This is a genomic window from Streptomyces sp. NPDC005393 (genome assembly GCF_040606675.1).
GTDB lineage: Bacteria > Actinomycetota > Actinomycetes > Streptomycetales > Streptomycetaceae > Streptomyces.
Map to the genome: position 1 here is coordinate 22,653 of NZ_JBEXFG010000025.1, position 13,373 is coordinate 36,025.

At 70.8% G+C, this 13,373-nt stretch carries 15 protein-coding genes; 6 read left to right on the plus strand and 9 right to left on the minus strand.

Annotation, left to right across the window (positions count from 1 at the left end; genetic code table 11):
* Positions 1-145: 145 nt before the first annotated feature.
* Positions 146-1,081 carry an N-acetylmuramic acid 6-phosphate etherase gene (gene murQ / locus ABZS71_RS21140; protein ID WP_355842084.1) on the minus strand — a complete coding sequence of 312 codons (936 nt, stop codon included), beginning with the start codon at positions 1,079-1,081 and terminating at the stop codon, positions 146-148.
* Between the two features lie 48 nt (positions 1,082-1,129).
* Positions 1,130-2,071 carry a MurR/RpiR family transcriptional regulator gene (locus tag ABZS71_RS21145; protein WP_356212254.1) on the minus strand — a complete coding sequence of 314 codons (942 nt, stop codon included), beginning with the start codon at positions 2,069-2,071 and terminating at the stop codon, positions 1,130-1,132.
* Positions 2,072-2,158: 87 nt separating this feature from the next.
* Between ABZS71_RS21145 and ABZS71_RS21150 the strand changes: the two genes are divergently transcribed.
* Both ABZS71_RS21150 and ABZS71_RS21155 read left to right on the plus strand, forming a co-directional pair.
* Positions 2,159-2,524 carry a hypothetical protein gene (locus ABZS71_RS21150; protein ID WP_355842153.1) on the plus strand — a complete coding sequence of 122 codons (366 nt, stop codon included), beginning with the start codon at positions 2,159-2,161 and terminating at the stop codon, positions 2,522-2,524.
* 141 nt (positions 2,525-2,665) lie between these two features.
* Positions 2,666-2,941, plus strand: coding sequence for a DUF4031 domain-containing protein (locus ABZS71_RS21155; RefSeq protein ID WP_356212257.1), 276 nt, complete (start codon positions 2,666-2,668; stop codon positions 2,939-2,941).
* A 71-nt stretch (positions 2,942-3,012) separates the two neighbouring features.
* On the opposite strand, the gene ABZS71_RS21160 is transcribed toward ABZS71_RS21155, so the two are convergent.
* The gene (locus ABZS71_RS21160; RefSeq protein ID WP_356212260.1) at positions 3,013-4,485 is read right to left on the minus strand and encodes an MFS transporter; all 1,473 of its coding nucleotides are present in this window, start codon (positions 4,483-4,485) and stop codon (positions 3,013-3,015) included.
* A 123-nt stretch (positions 4,486-4,608) separates the two neighbouring features.
* On the opposite strand from ABZS71_RS21160, the gene ABZS71_RS21165 reads away from it, so the two are divergent.
* Complete coding sequence (locus ABZS71_RS21165) at positions 4,609-5,601, plus strand: Lrp/AsnC family transcriptional regulator (RefSeq protein WP_356212262.1); 993 nt, start codon at positions 4,609-4,611, stop codon at positions 5,599-5,601.
* Here the strand turns inward: ABZS71_RS21165 and ABZS71_RS21170 are convergent.
* A complete protein-coding gene (locus ABZS71_RS21170; protein WP_356212265.1) occupies positions 5,524-6,825 on the minus strand; it encodes a Cmx/CmrA family chloramphenicol efflux MFS transporter in 1,302 nt (433 codons plus the stop codon). The genes ABZS71_RS21165 and ABZS71_RS21170 overlap by 78 nt on opposite strands.
* Positions 6,826-7,046: 221 nt before the next feature.
* On the opposite strand from ABZS71_RS21170, the gene ABZS71_RS21175 reads away from it, so the two are divergent.
* Positions 7,047-8,474, plus strand: a complete 1,428-nt coding sequence (locus tag ABZS71_RS21175) for a DUF222 domain-containing protein (protein WP_356212268.1) — start codon at positions 7,047-7,049, stop codon at positions 8,472-8,474.
* A gap of 18 nt (positions 8,475-8,492) precedes the next feature.
* Here the strand turns inward: ABZS71_RS21175 and ABZS71_RS21180 are convergent, their stop codons facing one another.
* The 3 genes from ABZS71_RS21180 to ABZS71_RS21190 all read right to left on the minus strand — a co-directional run bounded on the left by ABZS71_RS21180 (position 8,493) and on the right by ABZS71_RS21190 (position 9,987).
* The gene (locus ABZS71_RS21180; protein WP_356212271.1) at positions 8,493-9,017 is read right to left on the minus strand and encodes a hypothetical protein; all 525 of its coding nucleotides are present in this window, start codon (positions 9,015-9,017) and stop codon (positions 8,493-8,495) included.
* A 172-nt stretch (positions 9,018-9,189) separates the two neighbouring features.
* A complete protein-coding gene (locus tag ABZS71_RS21185) occupies positions 9,190-9,639 on the minus strand; it encodes a caspase family protein (RefSeq protein ID WP_356212273.1) in 450 nt (149 codons plus the stop codon).
* Between the two features lie 9 nt (positions 9,640-9,648).
* Positions 9,649-9,987 carry a hypothetical protein gene (locus ABZS71_RS21190; RefSeq protein ID WP_356212276.1) on the minus strand — a complete coding sequence of 113 codons (339 nt, stop codon included), beginning with the start codon at positions 9,985-9,987 and terminating at the stop codon, positions 9,649-9,651.
* Positions 9,988-10,208: 221 nt separating this feature from the next.
* On the opposite strand from ABZS71_RS21190, the gene ABZS71_RS21195 reads away from it, so the two are divergent.
* Positions 10,209-10,643, plus strand: coding sequence for a VOC family protein (locus ABZS71_RS21195; protein WP_168489401.1), 435 nt, complete (start codon positions 10,209-10,211; stop codon positions 10,641-10,643).
* 69 nt (positions 10,644-10,712) lie between these two features.
* Here the strand turns inward: ABZS71_RS21195 and ABZS71_RS21200 are convergent, their stop codons facing one another.
* Positions 10,713-11,483, minus strand: a complete 771-nt coding sequence (locus tag ABZS71_RS21200) for a transposase (protein ID WP_356212278.1) — start codon at positions 11,481-11,483, stop codon at positions 10,713-10,715.
* A 100-nt stretch (positions 11,484-11,583) separates the two neighbouring features.
* Complete coding sequence (locus tag ABZS71_RS21205) at positions 11,584-12,240, minus strand: hypothetical protein (protein WP_355858076.1); 657 nt, start codon at positions 12,238-12,240, stop codon at positions 11,584-11,586.
* Between the two features lie 56 nt (positions 12,241-12,296).
* Between ABZS71_RS21205 and ABZS71_RS21210 the strand changes: the two genes are divergently transcribed.
* Positions 12,297-13,025 carry a copper homeostasis protein CutC gene (locus ABZS71_RS21210; protein ID WP_356212281.1) on the plus strand — a complete coding sequence of 243 codons (729 nt, stop codon included), beginning with the start codon at positions 12,297-12,299 and terminating at the stop codon, positions 13,023-13,025.
* The last annotated feature ends 348 nt before the right edge of the window (positions 13,026-13,373 follow it).

The window sequence follows — 13,373 nt, forward strand, 5'->3', positions numbered from 1 at the left end:
GCCCGTGGGTCTCCGTCTGCCCAGCTTGTGGCGGCTTTCAGCCGGGCGGCGGCCGTCAACCTGTGGCGGCCTCAAGGGCGGTGCGCAGATGCCCGTGGGTCTCCGTCTGCCCAGCTTGTGGCGGCTTTCAGCCGGGCGGCGGCCGTCAACCTGTGGCGGCCTCAAGGGCGGTGCGCAGATGCCCGTTCGCCTCGCCGAGCAGCTTCTCGGCCGTCGGCGCGTCCACCCCGCCGAGAATGGTGAGGATGGCGTTCTTCGCCTCGCCGTCCGTGGCCTCCAGCGCGCTCTCGATCCGCTGGTCCGAGGCGCCGGTCGCCAGAGAGACGATCCGGTGCGAGCGCGCACGCAGCTTCTCGTTCGAGGCGCGTACGTCGACCATCAGATTCCCGAAGGTCTTGCCCAGCCGGATCATGGTGATGGTCGAGAGCATATTGAGCACGAGCTTCTGCGCCGTCCCGGCCTTCAGCCGGGTCGAGCCGGTGAGCAGCTCCGGGCCGACGACGACCTCGATGCCGTGGTCGGCGGCGGCGGCGAGCGCCGAGCCGGCGTTGCAGGACAGCCCGATGGTGAGCGCGCCACGGCGCCGCGCGTGCTCGACCGCCCCCACGGCGTACGGGGTACGGCCGGAGGCGGAGACGCCCACGACCGTGTCCTCCGCGCCGATCTCGATCCGGTCGAGATCCTCGGCGGCCAGCTCCTTGCTGTCCTCCGCCCCCTCGGCCGACGTCACCACGGCGCTCGGCCCGCCCGCGATCAACCCGACCACCTGGTCCGGCCGGGTGTTGAAGGTCGGCGGGCACTCGCTCGCGTCGAGCACCCCGAGCCGGCCGGCGGTGCCCGCGCCCGCATAGATCAGCCGGCCGCCACGGGACATCCGCTCGGCGATGCCGTCGATGGCGGCTGCGATCTTGGGGAGCTGGGTGGCGACGGCGGCGGGGACGGCGGCGTCCTCCGCGTTCATGATGCGGGCGATCTCGACGGTCTCGAGCCGGTCGATCTCGGCGAGCTCGGGGCGGAACGCCTCGGTGGTGAGCGTGTCCAGCTGGGCGCGCAGCTGTTCCTGGTCAGCGGCGGAAGTCATGGCGAAGCGGCTCTTTCCGGTACGGGGTGTCAGCGGGGGGGGGCTCGGTCAGCGAGGGCCGGGCCGGTGGTCATGCCGGTGGGCGAGAGCCTCGTACGAGGCCGACAGCGCGGGCGCGGCGGCCTCGTACGTACGCTGCGCCACACCTATGAAGAGGCAGTCCACGACGAGAAGTTGACTCGTGCGGCTGGACATGGCCGCCGGGCGCAGCTCGCTCTCGCGCGCGGTCGAGGTGGTGAGGATGAAGTCGGCGTACTGCGTGACCTCGCCGTTCGGCCGCCCGGTGATCGCGACGGTGGTCGCACCGTGCTCGAAGGCGACGCGCAACGGCTCGATGACGTCCGTCGTACGGCCGGAGTGGGTGATCGCGATGGCGACGTCCCCGGAGTGCAGCTGCACGGCGTTGGTGACCGCGAGGTGCGGATCGGCATGGGCGTGGGCTATCAGCCCGATGCGCAGCAGCTTCTGGACGAGGTCCTGGCCGACGAGGCTCGACGCGCCCACCCCGTACACATCGATGCGGCGGGCGGCGGTCAGCGCCGCGACGGCCGCCTCGACCTGGCTGGTGTCCAGCCCGGCGGCGGTGTCGGCCAGACACTGCTGCTCCTCGTGCGCGAGCTTGGCGACGACATCGGCGATCGGATCGTCCACCGCGATGTCCGCCGTGACGGCCGGGGCCCGGCCCGCCGCCTGCTGCGCCGCGAGCGCGGCGAGCGCGAGGCGCAGATCGCGGTATCCGGGGTAACCGAGCAACCGGGACGTGCGTACGACCGTGGCTTCACTGGTGCCCGTCCGCTCCGCGAGCGCCGTGACGGTGAGCGCCGCGCAGCCGGCCGGATCGCCCGCCACGGCTTCGGCGACGCGCTGCATGGAGCGGGTCATGGAGGGGGCTAACGTGCGGACCTTCGCCGCGAGCGCGGCCGGTGCGGGCGGGGTGGCCTCGGGCGGGGACTGTGCGGGCATGAAAGTTTCCTTCAGCTTGCCACTCATCTCTGAAATCTATTTCCGGCCGTGGTGCCGTTCAACCCTCCGGGTGGCATGTGCGTGAGAAGGCGCCGCAAGGATGCAAAGGTGACAATGGGACCCATGAAGCTCGAACACGCACTGCACGCGGCCCGCGCGCTCGTCCTGGCCGACCTCGCGGCGGGAGAAGTCGCCCAGGCCGACATCGTCTCGCTGGTCGAGGACGCGATCGCGCACCGGCGGTGGTGGGTCGAGCAATGGCCCGAGGGCGCCGAATACATCGCGGGCCTGGTCGCCCAGGACGTCCAGGACGCACTGCTGGAGCGCTACGGACGCTGGCCGCTGTGCCCCGTCTGCACACAGGGCGGCGACCTCCACGCCCTCGACGTGGAGCCCGAGTTGGGCCCCGACCCGCACTGGGTGTGCGGCAAGACCGCGGTCGCGGTGGCGCGAGTCGGCTCGCTGGGGGCCAGCCTCTGATGGCCGGTGGCTTCGTTTCCGTGGCCGGCCCTGTGGCCGGCCCTGGGACCGCTCTCGTGGCTGACTGTGCGACCGCGCCTGGGTCCACCCTCTGATGGCTGGCCGCTTCGTTCTCCCGACCGCCCCTGGGACCACCCTCTGATGGCCGTCCTCATCGATCCGCCGTCCTGGCCGGGCCACGGGCGTATGTGGTCGCACCTCGTCAGCGACGTCTCGTACGACGAACTCCACGCCTTCGCGGCCCGCATCGGCGCGCCCCGCCGCGGCTTCGACCGGGACCACTACGACGTACCGAGCGAGCTGTACGCGGCGGCGGTACGGGCAGGCGCGGTGGAGGCCGGGAGCAAGGAGCTGGTGCGCCGGCTCGCGGCGGCGGGGCTGCGGCGCGCGAAGGGCCGCCGCGCGGCTGAGGCGTGACGCGAGCGCCTGGCCTTGCGGCGCGTACCGCCTCTACTGCCCCCGTGCCGCCCGTACCGCGCCTACTGTTCCTACCGCCCTGGCCTCCGCTCCGGGCGAGCCTTCTGCGACGGGGTGACCGACGGGGTGACCATCAGGCCCGCTGCCGCGGTCGCAGCGGCGATGAGCCCGACGGCGACCCAGAAGGCGTGTTGGACGGCAATGAGCGCGGCGCCGGGCGTCGCCGATCGGTGCCCCAGGCCGTGGAAGAACGTGGTGCCGAGCAGTGCGATGCCCAGGGTGGCGCCGAGCTGCTGGACCGCGTTGAGCAGCCCGGCGGCGGAGCCGGTCTCGTGCGGGCGCACCCGGGAGAGCGCGGTGGTGAAGAAGGGGACGGTGAACAGCCCGAGCCCAACGCCGCTCACCGCCATCGCCCCGAGCAGCGGCCACGGGTAGGCCGTGGGCCGCGCACCGTGGTAGACGGCGAGCGCGGCCAGGGCCCCTGCCAGCAGGGCGACGAGCCCGGCGAACATCACCCGCGACCCATGGCGTGGCACCAGGTACGCGCCCGCGACCCAGGACGAGACGGCGAGCCCACCGGACCAGGGCAGCAGGCTCAGCCCGGCGGTCAGTACGTCGCGCCCCAGGCCGAGTTGGGCGTGCAACACCACGACCAGCATCAGCCCGTTCATCACCGCGAAGAAGAGCGTCGAGGCGGCCAGCGCCGCCGGGAAGCCGCGGTGGCGGAACAGGCTCGGCTCGACCAGTGGGCTACGGCCGCGCCGGGCGCCCCGGCGCTGATGGAACCCGAACCCCACCAGGACGATGACACCACCGGCGATCGCCACCCCACTCCACAGCGAACTGCCCATGGTGTCGCCCTGGATGAGCGGATAGACGACCAGCCCGATGCCGAGCACCGCGAGCCCGGTGCCGGGGATGTCCAGCCGTACCGGGTGGGCGGCCCTGTCCTCGCGGAGCAGCCGGGCGGTGGCCAGTACCGCGGCGGCGAGGGGCAGGTTCACCAGGAACACCGCCCGCCACGAGGAGCCGAGTATGTCGGCGTGGGTGAGCACGGCGCCGAGCACCGGTCCGCACACCGCGGCCAGGCCCACCACTGGTCCGTTCCAGCCCAGCGCCTTCGCCATCTCGTCGCCGTCGAACATGGCGCGGATCAGCCCGATGGTCTGCGGGATGATCAGGGCGGCCGCGCCGCCTTGCACCGCCCGCGCGGCGATCAGCGCTCCGGCGGTGGTGGCCAGCGCGCAGCACAGCGAGGCCAGCGCGAACCCGGCCACCCCCACCACGAACACCCGTCGGCGCCCGGCCACGTCCCCCAACCGACCGCCGGTCACCAGGAACAGTGCGAACGGCAGGGTGTAGGCGGCGCCGAACCACTGAATGTCGGACTCGGCGCCGCCGAGGTCGGCGTGTACGACTGGCGCGGCGACCTGCACGATCGTGGAGTCCAGCACGTTCATCGCCTCGGCGGCCATAAGAGTGGCCAGCGCCGCCCACCGCCATCGGTACGCCACGGCCGCCGTCGCCACCACACCCTGTGCCATCAGCCCTCCGCCTTTCTGTTTCGGTTCGCGGCCCAGCGTGTGCCGACAGAGAACGACGTTCCATCCAGCGGGCGATGTTGCTAACTTCTTTCCACGTCAGATGGCTCACTGAGGGAAATGTGCATGCTCGACGACATTGACCGGGGCCTGCTCCACGCCCTGCACCTCGACGGGCGGGCGCCGTTCAGCCGGATCGCCGCGGCCCTCGGGGTCTCGACCCAGACCGTGGCCCGCCGCTATCAGCGGCTGCGCGCCGAGGCGGCCCTGCGGGTGGTCGGCCTCCCGGACCCGCACCGGGCCGGGCAGACTCAGTGGCTGGTGCGGCTCGCCGCCACCCCGGCCACCGCCCAGACGCTCGCCCGTTCCCTGGCCCGGCGCCCCGACACCTCATGGGTCAAGCTGACCTCCGGGGGCACCGAGATCGTCACCATCGTCCACACACCGCGCGGGGCGGCCGCCTCGCGCTCGATGCTGCTGCGCGACATCCCGCGGACCGCCGGAATCACTGCGGTCTCCGCCCACTTGGTGCTCCACACCTACCTCGGTGGCCCCACCGCGTGGCGCGGACACCTCGGCGCGCTCGGCGACGACCAGCGGCGGCAGCTCACCCCGCCGCCACCCGAGCCCCCGGACCCGTCCGCCGCCCCACCCACAACCCCGTCTACCCCGCCGCCCCTGACCGGCGCCGACCAGGATCTGCTCGACGCCCTGCGCCACGACGGCCGCGCCAGCCATGCCGATCTGGCCGTCGCCACCGGCTGGTCCCCGGCCACCGTCGCCCGCCGCCTGGCCGGCCTCCGCGCCCGCGGCACGCTCTTCTTCGACGTAGAGATCGATGACGCGCTGCTGGGCGTGACCACCCAGGCGCTGCTGTGGATGGCCGTTGCCCCCGCCCACCTCGACGAGGTCGCGAGGACCCTCGCCCAGCACGAGGAACTAGCCGTGGTCGCCGCCACCACAGGCGCCGGCAACCTGGTCGCCCACGCCCTGTGCGCCGACCCGGCCGATCTCCACCACTACCTCACCCACCGCCTGGGCTCACTCGACGCGATCCGCGCCCTGGAGACGGCCCCCGTCCTCCACACCCTCAAGGCGGCCGGTCCGCTCAGGTTCTGAGTCCGTCGCCGGCGACCCGGCGATCACGCGGGAGGCCCCGTCCGCCCGATGCAGCCGGGAGGCGACCGCCGTCGTTCCCACGGCCGACGCCGCGAGCGCCGCGCCCGTCCAGGCCACCGCTGGATAGCCCCAGCCCGCGTCGATGACGAGTCCGCCGAGCCAGGGGCCCACCGTATTGCCGATGTTGAAAGCGGATGTGGTGGTCGCACCGGCCAGCGTCGGGGCGGCGTTCGCGACGTTGAACATCCGGGCATTGAGCGCGGGCGCGGTGAAGAAGGCGGTGAAGCCGAGCAGGAGCGCCATGGTCACGGCCGCGAAGGGGCTGTGCGCGGTCAGCGCCAGTACGCTCAGCACGACCGTCGAGGCCGTGATGCCCCCGTACATCGTGCCGAAGAGATGGGCGTCGGCGATCCGTCCCCCGATCACCGTACCGATCAGCGCGCCGACCCCGAACAGCGCCAGCACCGTCGGCACCCAACTCTCCGCCAGCCCCGCCACCTCCGTCAGCAGCGGCGCGAGATAGGAGAACAGGCAGAAGACCGCGCCCCCGCTGAGCGCCGTACCGGCCAGCGCCAGCCACACCTGCCGGTCACGGTAGATGCTCAACTCGGCCCGCAGCCGCGGCCAGTCCTCACCCGTGGGCACCTCCGTATGCGGTACGAGCGCGACCACCCCGACCAGCCCGAGCGCCGAGAGCCCCGCCACCGCCCAAAAGGCGGCCCGCCACCCCGCGTGCTGCCCCAGCAACGCCCCCGCGGGCACCCCCGCGATATTCGCGATGCTCAACCCGCCGACCATCACGGCCATCGCCCGAGCCCGCGCGTTCACCGGCACCAGCGACACGGCCACGGCCGCCCCCACCGCCCAGAACCCCGCACAGGCGAGCGCACTCACCACCCGCGACGCGAACAACATCCCATACGTCGGCACCAGTGCGCCCGCGATCTGCCCGAGCCCGAACACAGCCAGCAGCGCGATCAACGTCGTCCGCCGCGGCAACCGCAACGTCGCCGCGGCCAGCACCGGAGCCCCGACCACCATTCCGATCGCGAACGCCGAGACGAGCAGCCCGGCCTCCGGAATTGAGACCCCCATGTCCCGGGCGACGGGCTGCAGCAGCCCGGACAGCATGAACTCGGACGTACCGAGAGCGAAGACGGACAGACCGAGGACATAGACGGCGACGGGCATACGGGAGCGAGCGCGAGCGGCTGGTGAGGGCATGCCAGGCACAACGCCGCCCGGGCGGGCCGTCATTCCTCCGCGCGGAATCGGACGGGGCGGGACAGGGTGGGACGGGATCGGAGTTCCGGGTTTCCGAACAATCACTCGATGGGGTGGTGTGGGGGTCGTGACCTAGAATCGTCACTCTGAGTGAGCAAGAATAAGGGGTGTGAGCCCGCTGGGGGAGCGGGTGTTGAGCGCATTACTGGGGGGTGATCGAAATGATCGCAATGACGGGGGACACCACCAACGAACTGACGGGCCCGCTGAACGACCTACTGAACGGCCCGCTGAACGGCCCGCTGAACAGCCCGCTGAACAGCCCGCTGAACGGCCGACTGAATTGCTCGCTGAACGGCCCAGGCACACCGGACGATTGGGCCGCCTACCTGGCCACCACATCGCCGGGCCCGGAGACGGCATCGGTGCTGCCGGTGCTGGACGCGAAGAAGCTGTCGCGCACCGGCCGTATCGACGCGCTGAAAGCCCTGGAGCGGCATGCGGCCTGGATCCAGGCTCAACAGGCCCACATCCTGGCGGCGCTGGAGGCGGATGCGCAGGATGCCTTACCGGCGGGCGTATGGGACCGCAACGCGGAGGGTGAGTGGAATTTCGCCTGCGAGGAGGTGGCCTGCGCCCTGAAACTGTCGGGCACCACGGCGGCCAAGCGCCTGGAGGTGGCCCGGGAGCTGGACCGCCACTACCCGACCACGCTCGGGCTGCTGGAGCGGGGCGAGATCTGCTACATGCAGGCCGTGGCCGTCACTGAAGCCTGCGCCGTCCTGGACCCCGAGGTGGCCGGGCAGGTCGAAGCCGCTCTGGCGGAGAAGATGCCGGGCATGGCGACCGGCCAGACTCGCCGCGCCCTGGCGCGGGAGATTGTACGAGCCGACCCACACGGCGCCGAGCAGCGTCACCAGGCCCGCGAGCGTGAGCGGCAGATGGTCCACTACCCGAAGGATGACGGCATGGCGATGTGGGGCGCGATCCTGCCCGCCGAACAGGCCGCCGCGATGACCCAGGCCGTCGACGTCCACGCCGCCACCCTGGCGGATGACGGCCGGACGCTGGAGCAGAAGCGGGTGGACGCTCTGTTCGACCTGGTGGTCAACCACACCGGAAGCGGCGCCCAGGCCCCGAGCGGGCGTTCGGCGGCCGTCGTGCAGGTCACCGTCCCCCTTGACGTCCTGGTCGGCGACAGCGACGACCCCGCCCAGCTGAAGGGCCACGGACCCATCACCGCCGGCCAGGCCCGGGAGGTCGCCTTCGCCGACGGCACCGTCTGGCGCCGCCTGATCATCGAACCTGCGACCGGGATGCTCATCAAGACCGACCCCACCACCTACAAACCCACCGCCGAGACCGAACGACACGTGATCGCCCGGGACGGCCACTGCACCTTCCCCACCTGCCATATGCCCGCCCACCGCTGCGACCTGGACCACGTCGAGCCGTTCAACCACCACAACCCAGCAGCCGGAGGGCAGACCATCCCGGAGAACCTGGCCCCGCTGTGCCGACGCCACCACCTGATGAAGACCCACCACCCCGGCTGGTCCCTCACCCGAAACCCGGCCACGGGCACCGCGACCTGGACGGCCCCCAGCGGCCACACCTACACCAACCCGCCCCACGACTACCGCGAGTGATCAGCTTCAGTGTTGCGGTCAGTGGCCGTCGTCCGGCTCATCAGTGCCGTGCTCGTCAGGCGTGAGTAGCCGTCCGCCCCGGCTCTCAGCGACCCGCAAGGCGTCCCTCAACGCCTCGGTCAGCCGGTTGGCCAGGAAGCGGAGTTCGCCGCTGCTCACCTTGTCGTTGGCGACAGAGGCGAGGGCGGGGAGAGAGATCTGTCCGATGGGGCGATTGCGGCGCGTGGGCGCAGTCGGCGTGGGCCTCTCTGAGCTCAGGACGGCTTCGAGCTGTTTCTCCATGGCGATGTCCGCTGCGAGGTCATCCGGGATCGGCTGTACGTCGAGGCCGAGCCCGTTCAACCCGTCGGTGATCTCTTCCACCGTACGGCCGGTGAGTTCGGCAGCCGCGCACAGGTGGTCGGAGGGGCAGCGGGTGGCCTTGCCCCTGCCCACTATGTGGTCGAACTGCAGCTCGTGGACATCCTCCTGAGTAAGCGTTTCCAGAAACGCGGGGCGGGGTGCGATGGTGCAGCCGAGTTCGGTGAGCCGTGCAGCGACCACCGAAATCGGATCGCCCGTGCCTGCGACAGCTGGGCGAGGGCGAAGACGTCCAGTGCTACTTCGTCGACGGGCCAGCTGCTTATGCTGCGGTGCTTCTTGTAGAGCTGGGCAGTCTCCCGTGTCGCGAGATCGGGGGTGGGCAGCGGGTCGGGCACCTGAAATCCAGGCGTGGTCAGGTCTGCGCGATGCCGGCCGGGCCCATGGAGTCCTGCTGTATGCCCTCCCTGCAGGCGTCAATGAGGAAGACGACCTGTGCCGCCGCGCACTCGTTCAGCTGCTTTCCCCAGTCGATGGCGACGCAACTGGCCGCGAAGGGGTGAACGTTGAAGCTCGCATCCTCCGGGATGAGGTAGTCGGTCCCCTGGAAGTGCTGACCGTGACCGCTGAGCAGGATGAACAGGGTGTCGTCGCGCCGCGCGTCCCGCAGGAAACGGCTGACCCGGTCGTTGACGAAGTTGGGCGTGATGCCGCGCCAGCGCTCAGCGATCTCCGCTGAGTGAAAGCCTCGATCTGTCAGCGCCGTGACAAGCCGCTGGAGGTCGTCCCGTACGAACGGCAGCGAGCTGATGCCCGGCTCGTCGTAGTCGCTCGCGCCGATGAGCAGCGCCTTGTGGCGGGGCATGGGCAGCGGCTACGGGCGCTTGAAGGTGAGGGTCAGGCCCCTCGTCCCCTGTATCTGGCCGGTGCCGATGAGCTGCACGCTGCCGCTCGCGCTGACCTGGAAGGACAGCTGGGCTTCCGCGAGGCGCAGCGCGTCGTCGCGGGCGGCGACGTCGGCGAAGACCTTCTGCAGGGCGTCGACGGCCTCGGCGAGGTTCTTGCGGAGTGGGCCGAGGGGCACGGCGCGGAGGGTGGCGTCGCCGTTGCGGTTGAAGATGCTCTTCGAGTCGCTGTTGGGCGAGTCCTCGTCGGTCACCTCGACCCAGAATTCCAACGTCTGCTCGTCGAGCCGGAGCGGGTTGTCGCCCATGCTAAGGGTTGTCCCGCAACTGATCTTGGCATGAAGGTGGTTGGTCAGGACTGGATCCTGGGGACCACTGGGGCGCTCCGCCGCCACGGTCGCGTCGTTCTCGTGGACTGTCCGGTTTGATCACTTGGTGTCCAAGGCGGCCCAGGATGCGACGGGTGACGGGCGGATCCGCCTGGGGAAATGAGCGGCAGGGTCCCCCTGGTACGCGGTACGGTGCGCCGATGTCAGCGATCAAGAAGTTCCAAGTCACCTTTGACTGCGCAGAACCTGAGCGCCTCGCTCGCTTCTGGTGTGAAGTGTTGGGGTACGTCATACCGCCGCCACCGGAGGGGTTCACCACCTGGGACGATTTCAACCGCACCCTGCCTCCTGAGAAGCAGGGATCATGGTTCGCCTGCAGTGATCCCTCAGGCGTGGGCCCGCGCCTGTACTTCCAGCGCGTCCCCGAAGGCAAGATCGTTAAGAATCGGGTGCATCTCGACGTCCGGGCCGGCACCGGGCTCGTGGGGGACGAGCGCCTCGCCACGCTCGAAGCCGAGTGCGCACGACTGGTCGCGCTCGGTGCGACCCACGTGCAAACGCTGTATGCCGATGAGGAAAACGAGTCGTGCATCCCGATGCTGGACATCGAGGGCAACGAGTTCTGTATCGACTGAGCACTCTCCGAGCCAGGGAGGCGGGGAGCCGCCTCCCTTGGGCCTCTCTGGGATCGTATGGGGAGGGAGTTACCCCGTGAGGGCGAGGTTGTGCATCCGGGCGATGCCGAGCATGGCGGTGTGAACGCCGTCGCCTTTCAGACGGCAGTCACGAAGGATCTTCCATGCCTTCATCCGCGCGAAGGCGTGCTCGACGCGGACCCGGACCTTGCGGTGGGAGGTGTTGTGCTCCTCTTTCCAAGCTGGCAGTTCGGTCTGGCCGCGTTCACGGCGGTGCGCGATGAGCAGGCCGGTGCCCCGATAGCCGCCGTCCGCGATGACCGTGGCCCGGCCGACGGCGGCCTTTGCACCGGAAAGTTCCCATGCCTTGCAATCGTTGCGGTTGCCCGTGACCGGTCGGCCGACGGCGACGACGAGTCGGGTATCGGCGTCGATGACGACCTGGTGGTTGGTCGAGTACCGGTAGTTCTTCGACTGCTCGGCAACCGTATGATCCCGCGTGGGCACTAGGGTGCCGTCGACGATCAGCACGGCGTCCTTACGGAACCGCTGACGGGGCTGAAGCGCAAGCGACGGTCCGAGGTGGCCGATGATGCGGTTAGCGGCCGACTTCGACACCCCGAACAGTGGGGCGAGCTGCCTCAGCGTCAAGTTCGTACGCCAGTAAGCCGCTACGAGCAGGATCCGGTCCGCCAGAGTCAGGCTCCACGGTCGCCCCTTGCGCACCTGGTCCGTACGTTCGCTCCGCATCGCAGTGACGAGCTTGCCGAACTGCCGCGGGCTCAGCCCAGTGAACGGGGCTATCCAGGATGGCTCCGACGTCGTGATCAGACCAGTCATGGCAAGATCATGACACCGAGATCAGTCATTACGGGACAGCTCTTAGGCGCCCCCGGGCACCTGAGTAGTTCGTCAACTTTAGGGGCCTCAGGGGAAAATGCTACGCACCCAGCAGCTCCAGCTCCGTTGCCATGTTGCGGCGGGCGGGCTGCTCCCAGCGGGCGTGGGCCTCGGGCGTGCGGAACAGGCATGGCAACCCGAGCAGATGGCGGAGGACGTTGGCGCGGCCCTCCCGAAAAGCGTTGTCCGGAACGAAGGCGTACTCCTCGCGGACGGCGGAGGCGTAGGTGCCGTAGTCCTCGGGGGACCCCGCCAGCACTGCCAGGTCGGCGTCGCAGAGGACCTCGCCGTTGGTGTCGCCCGGAGCGGGGTCGTGGTCGCGGGTGAGGCGGACCAGGCGGGCGGTCTCGGCGGTGCGGGCCTCGGGGACGCGCGCCTCCCGGAGGGCGCGTTCGGCGAGGCGGGCGCTGCGCTCCTCGTTCGTATCGCGCTCCGGGAGATAGACGGCGTCGTGGAACCAGGCGGCGAGGCGGACGGCGGCGGGGTCGGTGGCGTGTGCGATCAGCTCGTCGACCCGGTCCAGGACCGCGATGAGGTGATCGGTGGTGTGGTAGCGGCGGTGGGGTTCCGCCCAGCGGGCCAAAAGCGCCTCGCCGTACGGGCGCGGCGAGGGGTTGTCGGCCTCGCGGGCGCTGGTGAGAAGGGGCTCCCAGCGCGAGAGCAGGGCGTCGTGTGCCGGGTGGGGCGAGGTGGCCATGGGCCAATTGTGGGGTACCGGTTTGGGCCCGGGCCGGGTGTGGCAGGCTGTGATCCATGTCTAGACCAATTCTCGAGGTGATCGCCCTCCACCCGGCGGACGCGATCGCGGCACAGGCCGGAGGGGCGGACCGCCTCGAACTGGTCACCGACATCGCCGCCGCCGGGCTCACCCCCTCCCGCGACACCTTCGCCGCGGTCCGCTCGGCCGTGGACCTGCCGGTGCGGGTGATGCTCCGCGCCTCCGACGGCTTCGCGGCGGGCGACGCCGCCGCGCTCGACGCGCTGTGCGCGGCGGCCGAGGCGCTGCACGCGGAGGGGTCGGACGAGTTCGTCCTCGGGTTTCTGACCTCTGACAACGGGGTGGACCTGCCCGCGGTCGCCACGCTCGCCGAGGTCATCGGCGCGGGGGAAGGCGTGGACGAAAGCCGCTGGACCTTCCACCGGGCCATCGACAACGCCGCCGACCGCGACGCGCTCCGCAAGCAGCTCGCCGACCTCCCCGGTCTGGACGCCTACCTCACCGCCGGGTCCGCCCGCGGCGTCGACGACGGCCTGCCGACACTGCTGGCCGAGGCGGGCCGTGCCGGTACGCCCGGCTACGAGCAGCGGATCATGGCGGGCGGCAGCCTCCGCCTCGACCATCTGCCGGCCCTCCGCGCCGCCGGAATCGACGCCTTCCACATCGGCGGCGCGGCCCGCCCAGACGGCTGGTCCGGCCCGGTCGACGCCGCGACGGTCAGCCAGTGGCGCGCGGCGCTGGATTCCCCGGTGCCGGTGGGTTGAACGGGTAGTCGGCGACGGCGGGGAGGGGGCCGGGGTCGCAGGGGTGGGGTCCTGGACGCTGACGTGTATTTGTGGCGCCAGTCTCCGGCCCACCCCACGCTTCCGGTCACCGGCGCCAAAAATATACGGGCCAGGGCCCCGCCCCGGAGGCCCCGGCACCCGCACCCACCACCCACCGAAACCGCACCAGCCCACAACTCAACCCGCAACCCAGCCCGCAACCCAGCCCGCAACCCAACCCGCAACCCAACCCGCAACCCAACCCGCATCCGGCTACCCGCACCCAGCTACCCGCACCCGGCCACCCGCATGCAGTCACCCGCATCCGGCCACCCGCACCCGGCTACC

Coding starts and splice junctions, on each gene's coding strand:
- murQ (WP_355842084.1), bottom strand. CDS start 1,081: ATGACTTCCGCCGCTGACCAGGAACAGCTGCGCGCCCAGCTGGACACG.
- ABZS71_RS21145 (WP_356212254.1), bottom strand. CDS start 2,071: ATGAGTGGCAAGCTGAAGGAAACTTTCATGCCCGCACAGTCCCCGCCC.
- ABZS71_RS21150 (WP_355842153.1), top strand. CDS start 2,159: ATGGGACCCATGAAGCTCGAACACGCACTGCACGCGGCCCGCGCGCTC.
- ABZS71_RS21155 (WP_356212257.1), top strand. CDS start 2,666: ATGGCCGTCCTCATCGATCCGCCGTCCTGGCCGGGCCACGGGCGTATG.
- ABZS71_RS21160 (WP_356212260.1), bottom strand. CDS start 4,485: ATGGCACAGGGTGTGGTGGCGACGGCGGCCGTGGCGTACCGATGGCGG.
- ABZS71_RS21165 (WP_356212262.1), top strand. CDS start 4,609: ATGCTCGACGACATTGACCGGGGCCTGCTCCACGCCCTGCACCTCGAC.
- ABZS71_RS21170 (WP_356212265.1), bottom strand. CDS start 6,825: ATGCCCTCACCAGCCGCTCGCGCTCGCTCCCGTATGCCCGTCGCCGTC.
- ABZS71_RS21175 (WP_356212268.1), top strand. CDS start 7,047: ATGATCGCAATGACGGGGGACACCACCAACGAACTGACGGGCCCGCTG.
- ABZS71_RS21185 (WP_356212273.1), bottom strand. CDS start 9,639: ATGCCCCGCCACAAGGCGCTGCTCATCGGCGCGAGCGACTACGACGAG.
- ABZS71_RS21190 (WP_356212276.1), bottom strand. CDS start 9,987: ATGGGCGACAACCCGCTCCGGCTCGACGAGCAGACGTTGGAATTCTGG.
- ABZS71_RS21195 (WP_168489401.1), top strand. CDS start 10,209: ATGTCAGCGATCAAGAAGTTCCAAGTCACCTTTGACTGCGCAGAACCT.
- ABZS71_RS21200 (WP_356212278.1), bottom strand. CDS start 11,483: ATGACTGGTCTGATCACGACGTCGGAGCCATCCTGGATAGCCCCGTTC.
- ABZS71_RS21205 (WP_355858076.1), bottom strand. CDS start 12,240: ATGGCCACCTCGCCCCACCCGGCACACGACGCCCTGCTCTCGCGCTGG.
- ABZS71_RS21210 (WP_356212281.1), top strand. CDS start 12,297: ATGTCTAGACCAATTCTCGAGGTGATCGCCCTCCACCCGGCGGACGCG.